The sequence below is a fragment of the Nocardia albiluteola genome (assembly GCF_018860155.1).
Taxonomy (GTDB): Bacteria; Actinomycetota; Actinomycetes; order Mycobacteriales; family Mycobacteriaceae; genus Nocardia; species Nocardia albiluteola.
Map to the genome: position 1 here is coordinate 322,283 of NZ_JAHKNI010000010.1, position 21,395 is coordinate 343,677.

The 21,395-nt window shown below is 65.6% G+C and carries 24 protein-coding genes; 20 read left to right on the plus strand and 4 right to left on the minus strand.

The genetic code is table 11. The features are described 5' to 3' along the window. The first annotated feature begins 238 nt into the window (after nucleotides 1-238). Entirely contained in the window at nucleotides 239-1,726 is a 1,488-nt protein-coding gene (locus KO481_RS28275; protein WP_215921543.1) for an FAD-binding oxidoreductase, read from the plus strand. A gap of 47 nt (nucleotides 1,727-1,773) precedes the next feature. Here KO481_RS28275 and KO481_RS28280 read toward each other — a convergent pair whose 3' ends face one another. Next, on the minus strand, nucleotides 1,774-2,517 hold the full coding sequence (locus KO481_RS28280; protein ID WP_215921545.1) for an SDR family oxidoreductase: 744 nt from the start codon (nucleotides 2,515-2,517) through the stop codon (nucleotides 1,774-1,776). A gap of 275 nt (nucleotides 2,518-2,792) precedes the next feature. Next, nucleotides 2,793-4,211 carry a CHASE3 domain-containing protein gene (locus KO481_RS28285; RefSeq protein ID WP_215921547.1) on the minus strand — a complete coding sequence of 473 codons (1,419 nt, stop codon included), beginning with the start codon at nucleotides 4,209-4,211 and terminating at the stop codon, nucleotides 2,793-2,795. Nucleotides 4,212-4,456: 245 nt separating this feature from the next. Here KO481_RS28285 and KO481_RS28290 point away from each other — a divergent pair, with 245 nt between their 5' ends. The 10 genes from KO481_RS28290 to KO481_RS28335 all read left to right on the plus strand — a co-directional run bounded on the left by KO481_RS28290 (nucleotide 4,457) and on the right by KO481_RS28335 (nucleotide 12,236). Continuing rightward, nucleotides 4,457-4,690 carry a hypothetical protein gene (locus KO481_RS28290; protein WP_245401627.1) on the plus strand — a complete coding sequence of 78 codons (234 nt, stop codon included), beginning with the start codon at nucleotides 4,457-4,459 and terminating at the stop codon, nucleotides 4,688-4,690. 24 nt (nucleotides 4,691-4,714) lie between these two features. After that, complete coding sequence (gene frdA, locus KO481_RS28295) at nucleotides 4,715-6,457, plus strand: fumarate reductase (quinol) flavoprotein subunit (RefSeq protein ID WP_215921549.1); 1,743 nt, start codon at nucleotides 4,715-4,717, stop codon at nucleotides 6,455-6,457. Nucleotides 6,458-6,462: 5 nt separating this feature from the next. Beyond that, complete coding sequence (gene sdhB / locus KO481_RS28300) at nucleotides 6,463-7,206, plus strand: succinate dehydrogenase iron-sulfur subunit (protein WP_215921551.1); 744 nt, start codon at nucleotides 6,463-6,465, stop codon at nucleotides 7,204-7,206. After that, nucleotides 7,203-7,595: a succinate dehydrogenase/fumarate reductase transmembrane subunit gene (locus KO481_RS28305; protein WP_215921554.1), complete on the plus strand. Its 393-nt coding sequence runs from the start codon at nucleotides 7,203-7,205 to the stop codon at nucleotides 7,593-7,595. Before sdhB ends, KO481_RS28305 begins: the two co-directional genes overlap by 4 nt. Beyond that, nucleotides 7,592-7,945 carry a fumarate reductase subunit FrdD gene (frdD, locus tag KO481_RS28310; RefSeq protein WP_215921556.1) on the plus strand — a complete coding sequence of 118 codons (354 nt, stop codon included), beginning with the start codon at nucleotides 7,592-7,594 and terminating at the stop codon, nucleotides 7,943-7,945. The genes KO481_RS28305 and frdD overlap by 4 nt, the downstream gene beginning before the upstream one ends. Before the next feature lie 9 nt (nucleotides 7,946-7,954). Continuing rightward, nucleotides 7,955-8,545 (plus strand): cyclase family protein, encoded by a 591-nt coding sequence (locus KO481_RS28315; RefSeq protein WP_281066212.1) that lies wholly within the window; start codon nucleotides 7,955-7,957, stop codon nucleotides 8,543-8,545. 156 nt (nucleotides 8,546-8,701) lie between these two features. Beyond that, on the plus strand, nucleotides 8,702-9,652 hold the full coding sequence (locus KO481_RS28320) for a LysR family transcriptional regulator (RefSeq protein ID WP_215921560.1): 951 nt from the start codon (nucleotides 8,702-8,704) through the stop codon (nucleotides 9,650-9,652). Between the two features lie 93 nt (nucleotides 9,653-9,745). After that, nucleotides 9,746-10,948: a neprosin family prolyl endopeptidase gene (locus tag KO481_RS28325; RefSeq protein WP_215921562.1), complete on the plus strand. Its 1,203-nt coding sequence runs from the start codon at nucleotides 9,746-9,748 to the stop codon at nucleotides 10,946-10,948. After that, nucleotides 10,941-11,714 carry a hypothetical protein gene (locus KO481_RS28330; protein ID WP_215921564.1) on the plus strand — a complete coding sequence of 258 codons (774 nt, stop codon included), beginning with the start codon at nucleotides 10,941-10,943 and terminating at the stop codon, nucleotides 11,712-11,714. Before KO481_RS28325 ends, KO481_RS28330 begins: the two co-directional genes overlap by 8 nt. 36 nt (nucleotides 11,715-11,750) lie before the next feature. Then, the gene (locus tag KO481_RS28335; RefSeq protein ID WP_215921566.1) at nucleotides 11,751-12,236 is read left to right on the plus strand and encodes a hypothetical protein; all 486 of its coding nucleotides are present in this window, start codon (nucleotides 11,751-11,753) and stop codon (nucleotides 12,234-12,236) included. 72 nt (nucleotides 12,237-12,308) lie between these two features. Here KO481_RS28335 and KO481_RS28340 read toward each other — a convergent pair whose 3' ends face one another. After that, nucleotides 12,309-12,926, minus strand: a complete 618-nt coding sequence (locus KO481_RS28340; RefSeq protein WP_215921568.1) for a TetR/AcrR family transcriptional regulator — start codon at nucleotides 12,924-12,926, stop codon at nucleotides 12,309-12,311. 81 nt (nucleotides 12,927-13,007) lie between these two features. Here KO481_RS28340 and KO481_RS44065 point away from each other — a divergent pair, with 81 nt between their 5' ends. The 3 genes from KO481_RS44065 (at nucleotide 13,008) to KO481_RS28355 (ending at nucleotide 14,489) form a co-directional block, all read left to right on the plus strand. Beyond that, nucleotides 13,008-13,214 (plus strand): SDR family NAD(P)-dependent oxidoreductase, encoded by a 207-nt coding sequence (locus KO481_RS44065; RefSeq protein ID WP_215921571.1) that lies wholly within the window; start codon nucleotides 13,008-13,010, stop codon nucleotides 13,212-13,214. Beyond that, nucleotides 13,211-13,789: an SDR family NAD(P)-dependent oxidoreductase gene (locus tag KO481_RS28350; protein WP_215921572.1), complete on the plus strand. Its 579-nt coding sequence runs from the start codon at nucleotides 13,211-13,213 to the stop codon at nucleotides 13,787-13,789. Before KO481_RS44065 ends, KO481_RS28350 begins: the two co-directional genes overlap by 4 nt. Before the next feature lie 61 nt (nucleotides 13,790-13,850). Further along, nucleotides 13,851-14,489 (plus strand): hemerythrin domain-containing protein, encoded by a 639-nt coding sequence (locus KO481_RS28355; protein ID WP_215921574.1) that lies wholly within the window; start codon nucleotides 13,851-13,853, stop codon nucleotides 14,487-14,489. Nucleotides 14,490-14,577: 88 nt separating this feature from the next. On the opposite strand, the gene KO481_RS28360 is transcribed toward KO481_RS28355, so the two are convergent. Next, nucleotides 14,578-15,831 (minus strand): trans-sulfuration enzyme family protein, encoded by a 1,254-nt coding sequence (locus tag KO481_RS28360; protein ID WP_215921576.1) that lies wholly within the window; start codon nucleotides 15,829-15,831, stop codon nucleotides 14,578-14,580. 386 nt (nucleotides 15,832-16,217) lie between these two features. Between KO481_RS28360 and KO481_RS28365 the strand changes: the two genes are divergently transcribed. From KO481_RS28365 to KO481_RS28390, 6 genes are all read left to right on the plus strand, one after another. Then, complete coding sequence (locus KO481_RS28365; protein WP_215921578.1) at nucleotides 16,218-16,820, plus strand: TetR/AcrR family transcriptional regulator; 603 nt, start codon at nucleotides 16,218-16,220, stop codon at nucleotides 16,818-16,820. A gap of 166 nt (nucleotides 16,821-16,986) precedes the next feature. After that, entirely contained in the window at nucleotides 16,987-17,661 is a 675-nt protein-coding gene (locus KO481_RS28370) for a patatin-like phospholipase family protein (protein WP_215921580.1), read from the plus strand. 81 nt (nucleotides 17,662-17,742) lie between these two features. After that, nucleotides 17,743-18,075, plus strand: coding sequence for a hypothetical protein (locus KO481_RS28375; protein ID WP_215921582.1), 333 nt, complete (start codon nucleotides 17,743-17,745; stop codon nucleotides 18,073-18,075). A gap of 404 nt (nucleotides 18,076-18,479) precedes the next feature. After that, entirely contained in the window at nucleotides 18,480-18,698 is a 219-nt protein-coding gene (locus KO481_RS28380) for a ferredoxin (protein ID WP_215921590.1), read from the plus strand. Next, the gene (locus KO481_RS28385) at nucleotides 18,695-20,086 is read left to right on the plus strand and encodes an NAD(P)/FAD-dependent oxidoreductase (protein WP_215921592.1); all 1,392 of its coding nucleotides are present in this window, start codon (nucleotides 18,695-18,697) and stop codon (nucleotides 20,084-20,086) included. Before KO481_RS28380 ends, KO481_RS28385 begins: the two co-directional genes overlap by 4 nt. Before the next feature lie 14 nt (nucleotides 20,087-20,100). Further along, on the plus strand, nucleotides 20,101-21,372 hold the full coding sequence (locus tag KO481_RS28390; RefSeq protein ID WP_215921594.1) for a cytochrome P450: 1,272 nt from the start codon (nucleotides 20,101-20,103) through the stop codon (nucleotides 21,370-21,372). The last annotated feature ends 23 nt before the right edge of the window (nucleotides 21,373-21,395 follow it).

Genomic DNA, 21,395 nt, shown 5'->3' on the forward strand with positions numbered 1-21,395 from the left:
TCCGCCACCCGAACACCCTGACGGCCGATGGATAAGAAATTCAAATCGGGCCGGTAGGCGTTCGGTGCTGAGTTACGCTTTGGGCGGTCGTGATCGTCCTCGATTGGTGTGTCGGGACACACCGCCACGTGACCCCGTTGCCATTCGGGAAGACCACGAAGGACTGCCCGGCGGTTGACGGGTAATTGTTTCCTCAAGCGGCCGGGTACTGGCGTAGCCCGATCGAGAGGACCCGGACATGAGCGATCTTTCTCGTCGTGACCTCCTCAGATCGTCGGCGGCCGTCGGTGTCGGAGCAGTCGTTGTTTCGGGCCTTACAGCCGCAGACACTCCGGATATCGCCGAAGCGAACGCGCCGGGATGCCCGCCCGCGACGCTGACCGGTCACATCGTCCGCCCCGGTGACGTGTCGTACACCGACGCGCGACTCGGCTGGGACCAGCTCTTTTCGCATTATCCGCTGGTCATCGTCTTCGCGCAGGAAACCCAGGACGTGGTGAACGCTCTCACGTGGGCGCGGCAGCACGACGTCGCGTTGCGGGTGCGCAGCGGCCGCCACGCCCTCGAGGGCTGGTCGAACGTGGACAACGGCATCGTGATCGACGTCAGCGAGCTGAAGTCGGTCAAGATCGACCCCGGCGCTGGTACCGCAACGATCGGCGCCGGGCTGAACCAGCTGGAGGCGGTGACGGCGCTCGCGAAGCAGAACCTCGCGGTCACAACCGGAAGCGAGGGCAGCGTCAGTGTGTGCGGTGCGACGCTCGGTGGTGGCCTCGGGCCTCTCAACCGCTGGCTCGGCATGGCCTGCGACAGTCTGATGGCGGTCGAGGTCGTCGTCCCGTCGGGTCACGACTGCGCCGAGGTGATCAACGTTGACGCGCAGCACCACTCGGACCTGCTCTGGGCGCTTCGCGGCGCGGGAAACGGCAACTTCGGGATCGTCACGCAACTCACCTACAAGGTGCATCCGCTCACACGGCTGGCCAACGTGCAGGCGACGTGGAGTGGACTCGGGGACCTGTCCGGGGTCTTCGAGGCATGGCAGCGTACGGTGCCGTCCGCCGACAGCCGTCTGGGATCCGAGCTCGAGATCCACAAGTCCGAGATGCAGCTGTCCGCGTGGCTTGTGGAGGGGGCAGAGGCGCAGGCCAGACAGATGCTGGCTCCGATCCTGTCGGTCGGCACGCCCGACGTCACGGTGCAGGTCGGTAACTGGGGCGATATCTTTGCCGGATCCCAGGTCCCGCTCGCGCAGGAGCCCGCGAACTGGAAGTTCTTCTCGCAGTTCGTCAAAGAGCGGTTTCCGAAGGAGGCGATCGACGTGATCGGTTCCTTCATGCGAAACGCTCCTTCGCAGGAGAGCAACTACTTCGTCGATGCCTTCGGTGGGGCGATCGGCAAAGAACCGCGCGGCGGCACGGCGTTCGTGCATCGCGACGCGCTTTTCTACGGCGAGATCGGCGCGGCCTGGGGGACTCGTTCACCACAACCGGGCGTCAGCGACCCGCTGACCTCGCAGGCCCAGAGCTGGATCGCCGAGTTCAGTCAGGCGCTGCGGCCGTATGTGGACGGCGCCTACGTCAACGTGCCGAACGTCGGAATGCAAGAGTGGGAGACGGCCTATTGGGGCAGACCGCACTTCGAGCGCCTGCGCAGGATCAAGGCGAAGTACGACCCCCACAACGTCTTCCGGTACGAGCAGAGCATCCCGCCCGCATCACACTGATCGACAGTCGGCCTGCCACCGCTCCTGCCGGTTTCGATATCGACGGACTACAACTGTGATGCTCCACCGTCCACCGGAAACTCTGCTCCCGTGGTGAATGTCGCGCCGAACGCGAGGTACTCCACCGCGGTGGCGATCTCCTCCGACAGCCCGAAGCGTTGCATCGGATTACGGCTGCGGAACTCTTGTTTCATCGCCGTCGCGGTCTCGGGTGGCATCGACCGGTCCAGGATGCCGGTGTCGATCGGTCCGGGGCTGATCGCGTTGACGCGGATCCCGCGCGGCAGCAACTCTCGCGCCAGCGACCGTGTCATCGACCGCAGCGCGGCTTTGCTCGCCGCGTAGACGCTGGTCATTTCGATGCCTTTGACGTTCGCCACCGACGTCGTCAGTACCACACCGGCGCCCTCACGCAGCAGCGGCGCGAGCTTCTGGACCGTGAAATACGGGCCCTTCGCGTTGATCGCGAACAGTTCGTCGTACATATCCTGCGATGTGGACTCGAATGGCGCCGACGCGGTCACACCCGCGTTCACGAACAACACGTCCAGCAGGCCGAATTCCGTCGCGACGCGTTTCGCCAGTGCCTCGATGTCCGGCAGGGACGACGCGTCGCTCTGGACGGCGATCACGTTGGACCCCAACTGTTCTCGCGCCGTGTCCAACGTCGACCGGTTGCGGCCGGTGATCAGTACTCGCGCTCCGGAATCCACGAACAACCGCGCCGTTGTCAGTCCGAAACCGCTGCTGCCACCGGTGATTACGACGTTCTTGCCCTTGTAGCTAGCCATGTCTACGAGTCAACGACGTCGCGCGCACACCGTCCAAGACCTGTTTCGCACGTCGTCATGCCGCAGATGTATGGCGACCTATTCTGGATGTGTGGATCTGCTCGAACATGACTCCCCTCGGGCAGGCGTAGAGATAGGTTGCCTGTCGCCCTGATCATGCTGGAAAGATCCCGGGCGACGGTGCGCTACTCCCACGGATGAAAGCGTTGAACCATCAATCACCAACCGGTGGCTGCACCCGGCAAAGTAGGTGCGGCTCACCTCACAGGCGAAGGTCACCCGGGGCCGATCATCGATCCTGGCGGGACGGTCCACGCGATGGTCGTCTCGGATTCGTCGGTGCCGGCGCTCAGCGTGCCGCCCAACCGCGCAATGAGAGCAGAGAGCCGGTCGAGGTTTTCAGTCTGGTCGGCTTCAGCGTGATCGCCGCGGATCGCAAGCTGTAGACACAGTGCGTCGTCTGTGGCGACCAACCGAACGGTCAGGTCGGCAGGGTTCACGACGGGAACCATCGGGCCCAGTGCCGTGTGCAGGAACTCGACCACGGCGAGTCGCAGTCCAGGCTCGACGGCGGATCCGTCGACCGCGCCCCTGAATTCCAGCGCGGGCACGGTGTCGGTGCCGTCGAAGATGTTTTCGACGACCCTGATCACCGTGGCCGACAAGCCACGCTCGGCATGGGCGCCGGGATTGTCGGTATGGCTCAAATCGAAGATAACCTTACGCAATTCGCTGATAATTTCGTCGGTCTCGGCAATCAGTGGCTTCAACGTCGATCTCACCCGGGGATGCCGGTTCGCTGCCGAAGTGAGCAAGAGCCCGAGCCCGAACACTCGGTTGATCGTGCGGTCGTGCAGATCGGCGGCCATCCGTGCTTGCTCGTCGTGCCGGGTCAGCGCGTTCTCGGCTGCCAGCCGGTCATCAATGCTCGCGAGGATGCTGGCACGCATGTGGTTGACGGCGTCGGCGATGGTGGCGATCTCGACCGGCCCGTTCCGCTCGATCTCGATGGCGTAGTTCCCTTCCGATACTGCCCGTACTTGTCTGAGCAGACGGGTGACGGGCCTGTTCAACAGTCGCGGCAGCACCGTGAGGGCCGTCACCACGATCAACAGCAGGAGCCCGACCAAGATGTAGGTCACGACCCTGGCGACATGCTGCGCAGCGGACACCCGGTGAAGTTGACGCGCGGCCATTTCGTCTGTTCGAGACTGAAGCTGGGCGGCCTTGTTGCGAAGCGCATCGAACAAGCCTTTGCCGAGGAGGCCCAATGATTCGATCTGCTCGCCAGGCACCGGGCCGGCCATTCGAGCGGCGATTTCCGGTTCGGCCGCCGTCGTTTCCCAGGCATTCGCGGCTGCCGATACAGCGTCGAGCGCGGTCATGGCTTGCGTGTTGCCGGCGAGAACTTGTCGTAACCGAGTCTGCGCCTGTGCGGCCTGGGCGCGACCCGCGGTGTAGGGCTCGAGAAACACCGGGTCACCGGTCAGCAGGAAGCCGCGCTGGCCCGTCTCTTGATCCACATAGGCTCGCAGCAACGCCGAGGCGGACCGTTGCGCCACGAAAACTCGGTTATTCAAATCATCCAACGACCGCCCGACTACCGCCCTGCTCACTACGGCCGACGTCGCCGACACCCCGAAGAGCAGCGCGATCGCGACAATGATCGCCGAAAATACGCGTCGTATCGACATCCGAGCCAACAAGACCCATCACCGCCGATCGCAGCAGAAACCAACCGGCACCCGCGACACACCGAGTTCGATCGTGTCTCCTCGATTCTCCAATGAGCCGGATCGCCAAGCAACACAGACTGCCTCGGGTGCATGTTGGGAGCGTCAGGCAGGGCAGAACGCCTCCTGCGGCCGCGGCGCAATGCGCGTACGCTTATGTGCCTACCTGCCAGTAAGGTGTGCCACCGGTTCGCCGGGAGGTGGAGATGCTTAGCGCCACCGAGCAGTTCAGCAAGGAACGCGCCCCGTGCGGGAGACTGAGGGGCGGGGCTCGCCACCGCGAAGACGACGAAGCGGGCCTGATTATCGACGATCTGCGTTACGACTGTGGCTGCCGCCGGATTCGGCACGAATTCCACGACGGCAGCGTTCGGATCAGAATCATCCGCCATGACGGCAAGGTCCTGATGGACGAGCACAGCGCCGACTTCGAGGTCTGACAGACGACGCCCGGGTGGTGCCACATGACCGTTTTTCACGACGTCGTGATCGTTGGTGGAGGCGGCGCGGGTCTGCGCGCGGCGATCGCCATCGCGGAACACAACCCGCAACTGAGTATCGCAATCGTGTCCAAGGTCTATCCGATGCGCAGCCATACCGTCTCCGCCGAGGGTGGCGCCGCGGGAGTCGCCGGTCCCGGCGACAGCTTGGAAGACCATGCATACGACACGGTCTCCGGCAGCGATTGGCTCTGCGACCAAGACGCTGTCGAAACCTTCGTGGAGGAAGCGCCCCGGGAGTTGCTCCAGCTGGAGCATTGGGGCTGCCCATGGAGCCGCCAGCCGGACGGGCACATCGCGGTACGGGCATTCGGCGGCATGACGAACAACCGCACCTGGTTCGCAGCCGACAAAACCGGTTTTCACTTGCTGCACACCCTGTTCCAGACCGCGCTGTCCTATCAGGGCATCGTCCGATACGACGAGTGGTTCGCCACAACATTGCTCGTCGACGACGGCAAGGTGTGCGGTGTCATGGCCATAGAGCTGGCCACCGGACGCGTCGAAACGATTCTCGCCAGCGCTGTCATCGTGTGTACCGGTGGCTGCGGCCGCGTGTACCCGTTCACCACCAACGCCAATATCAAGACCGGCGACGGTATGGCGTTGGCCTATCGGGCGGGCGCGCCGCTCAAGGACATGGAGTTCGTCCAATACCACCCGACCGGCCTTCCGTTCACCGGCATCTTGATCACCGAGGCAACGCGCGCGGAGGGCGGCTGGCTGCTCAACAAGGACGGCTACCGCTACCTGCAGGATTACGATCTCGGGACGCCATCACCGCAGCCGGTGATGCGAAGCATGGAACTCGGGCCACGCGACCGACTGTCGCAGGCCTTCGTCCACGAACTGGCCAAGGGCCGGACCATCGACACACCGTACGGACACGTCGTCCACCTCGACATACGCCACCTCGGTGCGGATCTCGTCGACACGAAGCTGCCGTTCGTGCGCGAGCTGTGCTTGAAGTACCAGAACATCGACCCGGTCCGGGAGCTGATCCCGGTACGCCCCGTCGTTCACTACATGATGGGCGGCGTTCATACCGACATCCATGGCGCGACACCCCTGGAGGGGCTGTACGCCGCCGGAGAGGTCGCCTGTGTCAGCATCAACGGCGCCAACCGGCTCGGGTCGAACTCCCTTCCCGAGTGCCTGGTCTTCGGTGCGCGAGCCGGTCGTGCCGCCGCCGAGTATGCGAGCTCGGCCCCGGCCGGCCCGGCGCCGGCGGCCGCGGCGCTCGGCCGCGCCGAACAGGACCGGCTGGAACGGGGCCTCACGCGCCACGCCGAGGGCTCCGAACGCATCGCGGACATCCGCACCGAGATGCAGCAGACGATGGAGGCCAGTGCCGGGATCTACCGGGATGGCGACTCCCTCGCCGAGGCGGCCGAGACGTTGCGCCGGCTTCGCGATCGGTTCGGCAACGCCCGCCTCGATGACCACAGCCGGGCGTTCAACACCGAACTGGTTGCGGCGCTGGAACTGTCGTGCATGCTCGATGTGGCGGAATGCATCATCGCCTGCGCGCTGGCGCGAGAGGAATCCCGGGGCGCGCACCAGCGGACCGATTTCCCCACCAGGAACGACGAGCGATTCCTGGCCCATTCGGTGATTCATCGGCAGCCGGACGGCTCGGGCCGCGTTTCGCACCTCCCGGTGACGATTACTCGCTGGCCACCCGGCGAACGCGTATACGGGAGGTGATGGCAATGGAAGACCGGATAACCATGCAGGTCGCGCGCTACCGACCGGACCGAGAGGCCGCACCGGTACTGCAGTCGTACGAGGTTCCGCTGCGCAAGGAATGGACGGTGCTCGACGGCCTCAACCACATCAAGGACTACCTCGACGGAACGGTGTCGTACCGGTGGTCCTGCCGGATGGGCATCTGCGGTAGCTGCGGCATGACCGTCAATGGCGACCCACAACTGAGCTGCGCCACCTTTCTGACCGACTACGCGCCGGGGCCGGTGCGGGTCGAACCGTTGCGCAACTTCCCGGTGATCCGGGATCTCGTCATCGAGATCAGCGACTTCATGCACAAGCTGACCGAGGTCAAGCCATGGCTGATCAGGGAGGAACACCGCCCACTCGAAGGCGGCGAGTACCTCCAAACACCATCCGAAATGGACGACTACCAGAAGTACAGCATGTGCATCAACTGCATGCTCTGCTACTCGGCCTGCCCCGTCTACGCGCTCGAGCCCGAGTTCCTGGGTCCGGCTGCGATCGCCCTGGCCCAACGCTACAACCTCGACTCGCGCGATGAGGGAGCCGCAGATCGGCGGGACGTTCTCGCGTCCGCCGACGGTGTATGGTCCTGCACCTTTGTCGGCGAGTGCACCACCGCCTGCCCCAAGGGGGTCGACCCGGCCGGCGCGATCCAACGCTACAAGCTGACCGCGGCCACGCAAGCGCTCCGAGACTTCCTCATGCCCTGGCGGGCACGATGACCACGACACCCCGGTTGTACCGAAAGCCGGTCTCCACGTTCTGGTGGGTGCGCCGCCGCTCGTACCTGATCTTCGTCCTGCGCGAACTCAGCAGCGTGTTCGTCGCCTGGTTCGTGGTGTACCTCCTGTTTCTGGTCCACGCGGTCAGCTCCGGAAGCGAAGCGTACCAACGGTTTCTGAGCTGGAGCGCCGGCTCGTGGGTGCTCGCGCTGAACACGATCGCCCTGCTGTTCGTGCTCATGCACACGGTCACCTGGTTCAACCTCACGCCCAAGGCGATCGTGGTGCGCGTGCGGGGCCGGCGCGTCGCACCGGTCGTCATCGTCGGGCTGAACTACCTGCTGTGGGGTCTGCTTACGGCGATCGTGGCGTGGGTGGTGCTGCGATGACGAACCGGAAATCCCCGGAACCGTTGGTGTGGCTGCTGTTCAGCGTCGGCGGCATGGCCGCTGCGCTGCTCGTACCGGTGCTGCTGTTCCTGTTCGGCCTCGCCTTCCCGCTGGGCTGGCTTTCGGCGCCGGACCACGCATACCTGCTCTCGGTGTTGCGCAATCCTGTCACCCGGCTGGTCCTTTTCGCACTCTGTGTGCTGGCTCTGTTCCATTGGGCACACCGCTTCCGGTACATGCTCTACGACGGCTTGCGGCTGAAGCGTTTCAGCGTGTTGATCAGCCTGGCTTGCTACGGCGGCGCCGTGATCGGTTCGGGAACCGCCGCTTATCTCCTGCTGCGCGTCTGACCGGAAATGATGGTGACCTGGTTGGGGCGTCCTGGCGGCCGAAGGGCGGTTGTGGAGCTGTCCCATCCGATCTCGGACAGTGTGGATATGGTCGGCAATACCGGGACGTATATCGACGCGCCTTTTCTTTTCCACGCCGATGGCGCCGACATCGCCGAGTTGCCGCTGGAACGGCTGTTCAACGTGGCGATCGTGATGATCCGCGCGGTGGGGACCCGTGCGGTGGGGCCGGACGTGCTCGGCGATCCCGCGCGGTTGTGGGGCAAGGCGGTGCTCGTGCACACCGGATGGTCGGCCCGGTGGGGTGCGCCGGCGTACCGGAGCCCTGACCATCCGTTCCTGGTTGGCGAGGTCGCGGATGCATTGGTCGCCGCCAATGTAGCGCTGGTCGGAATCGATTCGCTCGACATCGACGACACGACACTGCCGACACGACCGTGCCACCACACACTGCTCGGCGCGGGAATTCCGATTATCGAGCAGATGACGAACCTGGACGCGGTTCCCGACATCGGTGCCAGGCTGGTCGCACTGCCAGCGCCAGTGCGTGGGACGGGGTCATTTCCGTTGCGAGCTGTCGCCTGGACCGATCATGGCTGAAAGCCGCTCCCCCGGTGGCCGACCACTTCGGCATTGCCTCCTACCTGCTTCCGCGAGGTCGTGACCAGCAGAAACAGGTAGCCGAGTACGCAGGTCTCGGCCCTGGATACCGCGCACACTTGTGTCTACCGAGATTGCTGCGCCGAAGGGCTACCGGTGGAGATACGACAGCTGCGGTTCTTCGTGACCGTGGCCGAGGAATTGCATTTCGGACGCGCCGCCGCCCGCGAGCACATTGTGCAGTCTGCGCTGAGCCAGCAGATTCAGCGATTGGAACGCGAGCTCGGGGTCGCACTGCTCGAACGCACCACCCACTACGTGCGGCTCACGCCAGCCGGGGACGTCATGCTGTCGGAGACCCGCCGCATCCTCCATAACCTCGACCACGCCGTCGCCGCAACCCGCGCTGCGACCGTAGCCGCGGAACTCCGGGTCGCGGTCGGCGACGCCAGCTTCGACACGATGCCGCTGATTCTCGACGCGGTGCGCGATCACCTTCCGGCACTCATCGAGATCCATCACGTGGAAGCCGGTGTGCCCGAACAGTATCGGCTACTCGCCGAGGGCCGGCTGGACATCGGCATCGGTCGCGCCGCGCACGCCCCGAACGGCATCGCCTCGCAGATCGTACGGCTGGACCCGATGGGTGTGCTCGTCGGAGACGGGCACCGGCTGGGCGACCGGGATGCGGTGGCGGTCGCCGATCTGGCCGACACGGCACTGCTGTTCGCGGACGAGACACGTGCGCCGGAATACAACCAGTTCGTCCGGGACCTGTGCCTGCTGTCGGGATTCATCCCCACCGTATTTCCGGGCACCGTCCAGAGCATGATGTGCGCACGCATCCTACTGCGGGAGCGCCGGTGCGCACTGTGCGTACCCCGGTCCTGCACACCGATTCCCGGGCTGCGGTGGCTGCCACTGATCGAGCCTGCCACGTGCTATCCGTGGTCGCTGTTGTGGCGTGCCTCCGACGATTCCGAAGCGTTGCACTGGGTTCTGTGCTGCGCGAAGTCGGTATCGACCAAGTGCGGGTGGATGTCCCCGCCGACGACGCCGCCTGAAGCGGGCGTCGCTCCCGGCATCCCCGCTGTTTCCCTGCGGTGATCGCGAACGGTGAAAACCTCAGCTCGATTTGATCGTTTCCGCAGGTCCGCTGTCCGGCTGTAGTGGAAGGCATCCGATTCCACTGGAGGAAGCATGAACAACGAGACAGATGCGAACAAAGACGCCGATGCGATCGCCGCTCGGCATGTGGCACCGCATCCCGCGGCCGTGGCGACCACCACCACTGCGAGCGGACGGCTCATCGACTGGGTACCGATCGAAGCCCAGGTTCCCGGCGGACAGATCGCGACACCGCCGCCTGCCCCCGGAGATTCCGGTTCGCGGCGACCGACCGGCCCGGTTCCCGGCGAGCCCGGTGCGGTTGAGTTCGAGCTGCAGGACCCGAACGCCGAACGCGGACCCGAGGGCACCGTGCCGATCCTGCGGGACCTGGTCGTTCACGCTCGTCGCGTCGCCCGGCGCGGCGCCGACAAGAAGGGGATCGACCGTCGCGGCGCGGGGCAGGACGGCGGTGCCGCCGATCCGGATCCGTTCGGTTACTACCACGCCACCAGCAGCCAGACGGGCACGTTCTACGGTTGCCAGTCCTTCCAGGCGGTATACGACCCGTCGGTCGAAAACAGCAGTGATCACTCGATCAATCAATTCGGATTGCAGAATTACGACAATCCGCAGCTGCAGTCGCTCGAGGCGGGCTGGACCGTCGATCAGGGCCTCAACGGCGACGCCAACCCACACGTCTTCACCTACTACACCACCAACGGCTACACCAAGGACGGCGACAACCTCGGCGGCTACAACGAGGCCGTGCAGGGCTGGATCCAATACGACGCCACCGCCCACCCGGGCATGGCGATCAACGGCATCAGCGTCATCGGCGGCCAGCAACTCGGCGTGAGCATGAAATTCCAGCTGTGGCAGGGCAATTGGTGGTTCCAGGTGCAGGGCGTCTGGCTCGGCTACTATCCCGCGTCGCTGTTCGGGACCGCCGCCCTGGCCGACCACGCCGGTTGGGCCGGGTTCTGGGGTGAGGTGTATTCCGCGCTGGCCGACCCCACCCAGACCACGACGCAGATGGGCAGCGGCGAACTCGCCGAGGCTGGTTGGCCAAATGCCTGCTTCCAGAAGGTCATTCAGGTCCAAACCGCTACCGACGGCACCATGTCGGACCTCAACGGCAGTACCTCCCAAGAGAATTCCACCTACTACGACATCACCCAGACCATGCAGAGCGGCACCGACTGGGGCAGTTACTTCTTCGCAGGCGGCCCGGGCAACGGCGTCGCACCGGCTTTCACGAAACTCGTCACAGAAAAGGCAGAAGCACATGTCTGAACACCGCACACCCGGCAAACGCGGCCGGCTACCCGCACTGGCGCCCGCCGACCGGTTTCCGCTGAAATACCTGCACGACTACACCCGGTCCGGCCAACCGTTGCCCACACCCGAATACCCGGTCGATGTCAGCCAGGGCATCACCGACTGGGGCATGCTCGGCAACGGACCCGACCCGACCTGTAACAGTCACCCGAGCGGGGTCGGCGACTGTACGTTCGCCGGCCGCCAGCACTACCGGATGGCCAAGGCCGCCCGCGGCCAGGAAAGCGAAAGCTGGGAAAGCTCAAACGATCTCGTCACGGAATACCTGAAATACGATCATGGGGTGGACAAGGGCGCCAACATCGCCCAGCTGCTGCTGGCTTGGTATCGGGCCGGCAAGATCAGCGCTTTCGCCCCTGTCGACCACACCGACCCGGCCGCCGTCGACGCCGCCATGGCCGCCTTCACCGGCACCTACTGCGGGGTCTCCCTCACCGACGATGCCGACCAACTGTTCAGCCGACAGCAGCCGTGGACCGTCGCCAACGGTGAACAGCCCGACCCGAGCGAAGGCCACTGCATCCTCAAGGTGGCCGCCGACGGCAACAACACCGACACCTGGGTCACCTGGGGCGCGCAGCAGCAGTCCACCACCGCCTGGACGGCGGCCTGCCTGGACGAGGCATGGGTCGTGATCACCCAGGAGGACACCAACACACAGCTCATCGACATCGCCGCACTCCGCGCAGATATCAACGCCCTCAACGGAACCGGAGGCTGATACCGAGCCGGGCGGACCTACCCTCGGGAGAACACCATGCCCAAACTTTCCGAACTCAGCGCGACCGCGATCGGCGCCACGGTTCTCGTGACCTCGTCGGTCCTCGTCGCGGCTGTTGCCCCACTATGGGACTACTTCTTCAAAAGGAGGGACTGCCCGCTCGCGGGCGGCGCCGGAGTGATAGCCGCGGCGACCTTCTTCGGGGTCTGGCTCTTGCAACGCAAGCGAGCACAGGGGCGGGCGAACCGGAACTCGATGCGTGATGCCATCGCCGCCGGATTCGTCGTGACCTATCTGGTTCTCGTTGCCTGGACGGCCTTCTCGAGTCTCGTCGGTAGTCGAGGCGGGAACGCCCTGGATCCGCTGACCGCGAACTTCACCGTGCTCACAGGCGTTGTCGTCGGCGGGTACTTCACCGCGGACGCCGCCAAGCAAATCGCCCAGATCAAGGCTGGGGCCGGCGACACACCAACCGACGACAAGGCCGAAGTCCATACCGCCGGACACGTACGCAGCGCCTGATCGACGGCGGGACCGGCACCTGCACAGCGTGCCGATGCGCCGCCGGGGCTTGTCTTCCGGGGCCGAATATTCCTATGCGTTTGCTCCCAGCACGGTGGACGCGATCCCGGTGATCACCGGGACGGCGTCGAGCAGGTCGCCGTCCGGTCCGGCCATCGTGTCGAACGTCTCGAAGCTGGTGAGGGCCAGCAGGATACGCACCTGCCGATCGACGCCTTCCTCCGGCAGGTCCCCGTCGGCGTCGGTGAAGGGAGTCGCCAATACCGCCAAGCCTTCGCGGCGTCGCTCGTCGCGGGCGCTGATGACCGCGCGGACGTCGGCGTCGAGTGCGGCCAGGGCGCGCAACCGCCGCATGGCGGGACGGTCGGCCTGCCAGAACCGCGCGAAGCAGACGATGAATTCGGCGAGCCCCGCGAGTGGTTCGGGATTGGTGAACGCGTTGACCAGCTGGGACAGGCCGCCGACCATACCGAGATCATCGCAAACCGCTTCCAGCAGGCCCGTTTTCGACCCGAACTGGTAGTAGACCGTGGCGCGGGCCACGTCCGCGCGCTTGGCTACCGCATCCACCGTGAATCCGGTGTAGCTGTCGGCCTCACCCAATACAGCCCTGGCGGCGTCGAGAACCTGCCGGCGACTCTGCTCGACCTGCGCGGTGCGCTTTCCCAGGTTGTATTGGCGTGGGCTCATGGCCTTGACAATACCTTGCCAACCTGATTCATTCATACAGACAGTCTAACTAAATTATCGAAAGCACGAAAGGACAGCGGTGTGGCTACTCGGGAATCTGTAGTGATGGCCAACCACCCGGATCTGGCGGGCAAGACCGCCGTCGTGACCGGTGGCTCCCGTGGAATCGGCGCGGCCACCGCCATCGCGTTGGCCCGCAACGGTGTTGCGGTGACCGTGGTGGGCCGCGACCGCGACGCGCTCGACGACGTCGCGACCGCGATCAATGTCGCAGGCGGCTGGTCTTGACGGCCGTCGCCGATTGCACCTCGAAATCCGACCTGGACCGGGTGCGCGCCCTGGTCCTGGAGCACTTCGGTGGAGTCGACATCGTGATCGCCTTCGCCGGCGGCTACGGCCAACCGGTGCCGTCGATCGAGGAGACCGCCGAACACTGGCGTCACGTAGTGGATTCCGACCTCACGGCGACGTTCCTGACCATCTCGACGTTCCTACCGGACCTGATCGCCCGCCGCGGCTCCGTCGTCACCATGGCGTCATCGTCGGCCCGACAGGCCACCCCGGCCTCGACCGCCTACGCGGCAGCCAAAGCGGGAGTGGTGTCGATGAGTCGTCACTTGGCCAAAGAGCTTGCACCCCAAGGGGTTCGCGTCAACTGCGTTTCGCCCGCCACGATCGAGCACGAGCGGATGCGGCGCTTCATGTCCGACGAACAACGGCAGCACCTGCTGCGCGGCTTCCCGATGGGACGACTGGGCACACCCGACGACGTCGCTTCCGCGGCACTGTTCCTCGCCTCCGCCGCGTCGTCGTGGATCACCGGCATCACGCTCGACATCGCGGGCGGCTCGGTCATGCCGTGAGTACTTGCCTCCGATTCGAACATGCAGCTCGCCCAAAAACTTTCAACGAGAACGGTTGCAGATGACCATGAACGACCACAGACCAACCACGACAATCGACTTCTTCGGAATGTATCTGGCCCACGACGCCTGCATGCGCGACCTGATACGCCTCACGGCCGCCGTCGCCGAGGGCCGCCTCAGCGAGCCGTCCGTACGGATCGGATGGGAGACGTTCCGACGCCAGCTCGACCGGCACCACAGCACCGAGGACGCCGCCCTGTGGCCGCGGGTGCGCGCCGCGGTCACCGATCCGGCAGACCTGGCGATCCTCGACGACATGGAGGCCGAACACGAGGGCCTCGAGGAATTGCTGACCAAGGTGGAAGCCGGAATCGCCACCTCCAGCGGTGGCTTGTGGTTGCGGTCCTGCGTGGACGCACTGGCCGCGGCGCTCGACACGCACTTCACCCACGAGGAACAGGTGGCCCTGCCGCTCATCGACCGCACCGTCGGCGGGCCCGGATGGGCGGCATTCGGCGCGGAAATGCGCAAACGCAACGGACTTCGCGCCGTGACCGAATACCTGCCGTGGGCACTCGACGACGCGCCCGCCGAGGCACAAGCCAAGATGCTCAATTTCCTGCCCTCCCCGATCCGCGCCCTCTACCACTACGTGTTGAAACCCCGCTACGCCCGTCCGCGCCGAGGCTGGCAGTAGCCGGGCGATGGTGGGGAGCAAGGCAAATGAGGTCCTCGATCGCGCCGCATCCTATTGCGGCTGCGCCGCCGGTGCATGCTGATCCGGTTCAGCGTGATTCACCACCGATGCGCCGAATCAGTTGTGGCTTGCGGATATCGAGCACCGGCGCCTCCTGCCGTAGCGCGCCCGCAGTGGCATCTCTATTGCGTCGCATGGCGGACAGTGCTGCGGCCAGGTCGCCGCAAAGGTCTGGGGGGCTTTCCAATCCGATGTGAAAGCGGACCAGTCGGGGTGTGTCCGCGGAAGTGGCGAGGGCCCGCAGGTGGTGAGGCACGGCGGGCATGACCAGACTCTCGAACCCGCCCCAGCTCGAGCCGAGGCTGAACAGGGAGAGATGGTCGATGAACCGGGTGAACGCGTCTTCGCTGCATGGGGCCAGCTCGATGGTGAACGGGCCTGCCGCACCGGAGAATTGGGAGCGCCACAGCTCGTAGCCGGGATCGGTATCGAGGGCGGGGAAGAGCACCCGCTGAACACCGGGCTGCGACTGCAGCCACTGCGCGACGGCGAGAGCTGAGCGTTCGTGGCGTTCCATGCGAACAGCCAGTGTGCGCAGCCCGCGCAGCGTGAGCCAGCAGGTATCCGGTGCGGCGTGGGTGCCGCTGCGGTCGCAGTATGTACGAACGTCGGCGAGGGCATCGAGAGTTCCGGTGACCAGCCCGAGCAGCAGATCGGAGTGGCCGTTGATGAACTTGGTCGCGGCGTGGATGGAGATGTCGATCCCGAGCGCGTGCGCGTCGAAGAAGATCGGCGTCCCCCAGGTCGAGTCGCATGCGACTGGAACTCCTCGATCGTGCGCCGCCGCGCAGATAGCGGGGACATCCCACATCTCCATCGTCAACGAGGCAGGCGTTTCGACGAACACGAGGCTCGTGGTGTCGCGGAGTAGCGACGATACGTCGGCGTCGTGGGCGAAGTACTCCACGTCGGTTCCGGACGGGATCAGCACCTCGTCGCAGAAGACCCGGGTGGGCCCGTACACGCCCGCGCTCACCAAGATGTGGCACCCGGGGCCGGAGTGCACGGTGAGCGCGGCGGTGATCGCCGCCAGTCCGCTGCTGGTCGCGATGCACGACTCGGTGTTCGCGAACTGAGCCATCGCGCGTTGCAGTTCGAACGTCGTCGACGTGCCTGACCTGCCGTAACGCGGACTGTCGAACACCAGACCGCTCTGCGCCCGCTTGTATGCGTCGAACGAGTCGAACACGGTCGTCGACGTACGCACCAGCGGGACGCTGACCGAATGCGCGGCGGCCGCAGTCTGCCGAGCGGCGTGAACCAGAAGCGTTTCTATATCCATCAGATCACTCTGGAGGATGAGCCGTGGGGCGGGCTTCCCGTATTCTGCCTATTGATATCTCAGATCCGCCATAAGCCGGTCGCGGCGACATCGCCGGGGCGCAGGGCGTAGCCGCTACTCTTCCGCCCCGGATCGGCACCGCGTTGACCCACGCCGCCGACAGTGCCTACGCCCACGGAATGACGCATGCGGTTTTCTCGTGCGTCGGCGTGCTGATCGTCGGCGCGCTTCTCACCGCACTCTTCCTCCCCTGGTCGGCACACCGATCCGACTGAGCCCAGCGCCTCCAGCCATCCTGCAGGCTCGGACACGACCGAGCCGCAGGGTGGCCGCAGGACATCGATCCCGCCTTGCACATATTTACCGATAGGAGTAAAAATTTACTCATGTCAGTAACGAGTGAGGCGCGGCGTGCACAGATAGTCGCGGCGGCGATCGATACCCTCTCCGAATTCGGGTACGCCGGGACCTCCTTCGCCAAGATCGCGGCGCGCGCCGGAATCAGCAGTACGCGACTGATCTCCTATCACTTCGAGGGCAAGAACGATCTGATGACGGCAGTGGTCGACCACATCGTCCTGAATGCCGAGCAGTACATGAACACGCGGCTCGCGGCCGCGGGTCCCGGTCGATGGCCGCGGCTGTCGGCCTACATCACAGCGAACCTGAACTATCACCGAGACCGGCCCGAACAGCTGCGGGCCTTGATCGAGATCTCCAACAACGTCCGTGCCGCCGACGGGGATCCACAGCGCATTCCGCACCATCAGGAAGCCACACTGGCCCGGCTGGAAGCCGAGCTCCGGGAGGGCCAGTCTTCCGGTGAGTTCACCGATTTCGACCCGCACGTCTTGGCGGTGACGCTGAGGTCCGCCATCGACGCGGCCGGAATCCGCTACGCCACGGGCGCTTTGACCGATCCCGACGCGTATGCGGCCGAACTGGTCGAGCTGTTCCGGCGTGCCACCGTGGCAACCACCCGAGCATGACTGCGGACGCCTGCAGGCCACCGGGCGGAGATGCGAAACCGATCGAGACCTACAGATAACCAAGGAGCTGTCGGACACCATGACATCACCAACGCCCACCGACTGCCGCACCGCTCTTGTCCTCGGCGGCGGTGGCACGGTCGGCCTGATGTGGATGACGGGAGTAATGATCGGACTCGCCGAGGCGGGAATCGATCTGGCGCTTGCCGACCGCATCGTCGGTACATCGTCCGGTGCAATCGCAGGATGTGTGATCGCAGGAGGGAACGATCCGATGCGTTTGGTAACTCCGCCCGCACCGGCCGGCGAGCATACCGAGCCACAGCTCGATCCCGATGATCCCGCAATGCGCATCGCCCACATGGCCGATCTCATCGGCCTGACCGCGTGGCCAGAGAAAGAACTGCTCATCACCGCTGTTGACGCCGCCACCGAGCAACGGCGGGTGTGGACTGCGAGCGGCCCAGCCTCTCCGGCCGAAGCCGTCACAGCCAGTACCGCCGCACGGGGGGTATTCGCTCCCGTCACCATCGACGGCGCCGCCTACGTCGACGGCGGCATGCACTCGACCATCAACGCCGATTTGGCCACCGGCGCGGAGCGGATCCTTGTCATCGAGCCGCTCGCGCACCGGTATCCGCATGCTCCGGCCGACAACGAACTGAACCGCGCCACAACAGTTGCCATCGTTCCCCGCCCCGAGACCATCCCTGCGAATCTGTTTGCCCCGGCGACCTTCGAAGCCGCCTTCCACGCCGGTGTGCGACAGGCCGCCGACGACGCGCCGGCCGTACGGCAGATGTGGCCGAAGCACCCGCGGAGAATCGGTCGAGGATTATAGCCGGGTTAACGCCGCAACTTCTGGACTTCGGCGAAACCGCGTAGAATTCGGGCAGGTCGGGACAGCATTTGGAGCCCAATCATGATCGAGAGAAAGAATTCACACACCAAGTTCGCACGGTTGGCGGCTGCCGCGGGTATAGCCGCATTTGCTGCGATTCCGGTCATTACAGCCGCGGCACCAGCACCCGCCGCGCAGGCATCGGCGCCCCCCTCTGCAACCCAGCCCGTCGACGGCCACGGCTGGGGTCACGGCGGTGGTTGGGGCCACGGCCACGGCGGTGGTTGGGGCCACGGCCACGGCGGCGGCTGGGGCCACGGCCACGGCTGGGGCTGGGGCGGCGGTGGGGGCTGGGGTCCCGGCTGGGGGAACTGGTGGAAGCCACCCGGTTGGGGTGGCTGGAGCAGCTTCTAGCGCCGGTGACCGAGTCCGGACACGCACAGCGTGCCGTGAACAGGAAATCCACGTAAACGACGACCAGACAGCATATTTCGGGGGCTACGGGTTCAGCGTCGCGCTGCGCTGCGTCCGATCCAGGCCGCCGCCCGGACCAGCATGGTCTGGTTCGAACACGCCGACCGATACCTCGACCGCAGCGCGGTGCAGTTCGCCCATCGACTCCGGGCAGCGGCGGTGGCGGGCTGCCCGACGGGGGGAACTGGGCGACGCCACTGCCTTACGGGGATCCGGGTTGTGGTGGTGCAGGCCTTGGCCGGGTGGGAAACTGAAGACCGTAGATGGTTGTCGGCCGACGAATGAACAGGCCACGGCATCGGCGGTGGCCACATCGGAAAGCACTTCGAACGAGGAGCTGACGGATGCGCATCGTGGTTGATCTGAACCGGTGTCAGGGGTACGCACAATGTGTTCCGCTTGCTCCGAAGGTGCTCACACTGCTGGGTGAGGAGGCATTGGCCTACGACCCCAATCCTGACGACACCCAGCGCCAGCGGGTTTTGCGGGCGGCGGCGTCGTGCCCGGTGCAGGCGATCCTGATCGAGAGCTACACCCCTGAAGGGGCGGAGCAGGCGACGTGAGCACCGCATCGCTGGTCGCGGACGTCGTTGCGACGTTTCGGGCCGAGGGTCGCATCGTGATCGTGGGGGCGTCGCTGGCCGGGTTACGCGCCGCGGAGACATTGCGGGACAAGGGTTTCCGCGGGCCCTTGACCCTCATCGGTGATGAGCCGCACGAACCCTACGACCGCCCGCCGTTGTCCAAGCAGGTCCTCGGGGGATCGGTTCGCGCCGATCACACCAAGCTGCCCCGTATGCGGGCCATCGACGCGGACTGGCGGCTCGGTGTGGCCGCGACCGGCTTGGACCGGGTGAACCGCCGGGTCTTGCTGGCCACCGGGGACACGGTGCCCTACGATCGGCTGCTCATCGCCACCGGCGTCCGGGCGCGACCATGGTTCGATCCGGCTGAGGGCGCCCTGCAAGGGGTGTTCACACTGCGCACCTGCGATGACGCGGCCCGGCTGCAGGCGGCGCTGCACGCGGGCCCGAAGCGGGTTCTCGTCGTCGGCGCGGGGTTCGTCGGCTCGGAGATGGCCTCGGTGTGCTGCCAACTGGGCCTGCCGGTGACCGTCACCGAGCGGGGAAGCGGGCCGCTGGTTGGGCCGCTGGGCGGGGTGATCGGCGATATCGCCGCACGCATGCAGCGCAGCGCCGGGGTCGACCTGCGCACCGGCGTGTCGGTGGAAGCGCTCGACGGCGACGACGGCGGGCATGTGCGCCGGGCCCGACTATCGGATGGGACCACGCTGGATGTCGATGTGGTGGTCGCGTCGCTGGGGTCCATCCGCAACGTCGAGTGGTTGCAGGGCGCCGGGCTGGCCGCCGGTTTCTGGGGAGTCGGTTGTGATGCGGGCTGTCGCGCGTTCGACATCAACGCGGTGGTGACCGACAACATCTTCGTGGCCGGGGATATCGCGCGTCAGCCACACGTGCTGTACGAATACCAGTTCATCTCGATGGAGCATTGGGACAACGCCGCGTACGGGGCGCAGGTCGCCGCGAACAACATGATCAGCCTGGAAACCGACCGGCGACCCCATCTGCCGCTGCCGTCGTTCTGGTCGGCGCAATTCGGGGTGAACATCAAAGGTGTCGGGGTGTGCTCGTTCGGCGATGAGATCGCGTTCACCCAGGGGTCCCCCGGCGACTATCGCTTTGCCGCCGCCTACGGCCGCCGTGGTCGCATCGTCGGTGCGGTGACGTTCAACCACGGCAAGTGGCTGCCGTACTACGCGGCGATGATCGAGCGCTCTGCGCCTTTCCCGCCACCACCGCCGGGCTACGACCAGGCCGCCGACCCGACCCCCGTGCCGGCCCGCTTCCCCGACCCGCGAGAGCCGACCGGGCTTCCCGACGTGGTGCTGACCGGCCACGACCCCACATCACGGGGTGCCGAGTTCCACTGACCAAGGGAGCCAGCATGACTGCAGCGACCGCCTGGGCAGAGGCGATGAAATACGAGCACCGCGCCGACCCGTACCCGTTCTTCGACCAACTGCGCCGGACCCCGGTCGCGCGAGTGGCCGAGGACCTGTACGTGGTGACCGGCTACCAGGAATTGCTGGCGCTGGCACACGACCCGCGGATCAGCTCCGACATCAGCCGCAGTCCGTTGGGCGCCACATTGACAGCAGACGCCGACCCCGAACCCGGCGCCGAGGACATGCTGGCCTACGGTCGCCGGCCGAGCATCATCGTGTCCGATCCCCCTGCACACGATCGGGCGCGCCGACAGGTGATGCGCCACTTCGGTCCACCACACTCACCCGATGTCATCCCCGGCGCGGAGCCCGACATCGTGCGTGTGTGCAACGGGCTGCTCGACGACCTCGCAGCCACCGGCAAGACCCGGCTGGACGTGGTCGACGACTATGCCTACCCGGTGCCGGTGACGGTGATCTGCAAGATCCTCGGGGTTCCGCTCGCAGACGAGCCCCGATTCCATGCCTGGATCTACGACATGTTGACCGGCATCGATCTCGGCCCGGATGCGGCAACCGAGCAGGGCAGGATCCGCAGTGAGCAGGCCCGTGCAAGCCGTGCGGCGCTCCTGCGATATCTGGCCGACTTGATCGAAGCGCTGCAACGCGAGCCCGGCCAGGGATTGTTGTCGACATTGATTCGCGACGACGGCCCCGATGGCCCGATGCCTCCCGAGCAGGCGTTGTCCAATGCGATGCTGCTGCTTGTCGCCGGTCACGACTCGACGGTCAACACAATTGCCAACAGTGTGATGACGCTGCTACGCAATCCCGGGTGCTACGACCAGGTGCGCAGCCGACCGGAGCTGCTCCCCCGCGCAATCGAAGAGGTCCAGCGACTACAGGCGGCGGTGCAGTTCTTCCCCAGCCGCAGCGCCACCGCCGATATCGAGATCGCCGGCACAATCATTCCGAAAGGCGCGGCGGTGCATTTGGTCTACGCCGCCGCCAACCGCGACCCGAACAGGTTCGCCCACCCGAACCACTTCGACATCCACCGCTACGACAACGAGCATTTCGGCTGGGGCAGCGGTATCCACACCTGCCTCGGCGGTCCGCTCGCACGACTGGAAGTCAACCTGACACTGGAAATCTTCCTTCGCCGCGTCGTGACACCCCGCCTGGTCGTCGATCCGCCACCGTATCGGCGCAGCCAAATCTTCCGCGGCCCTAGACATTTGCTGATCGACTTCGACCACATCACCGACTGAGCAGGATTCGATCCCTTGCCACC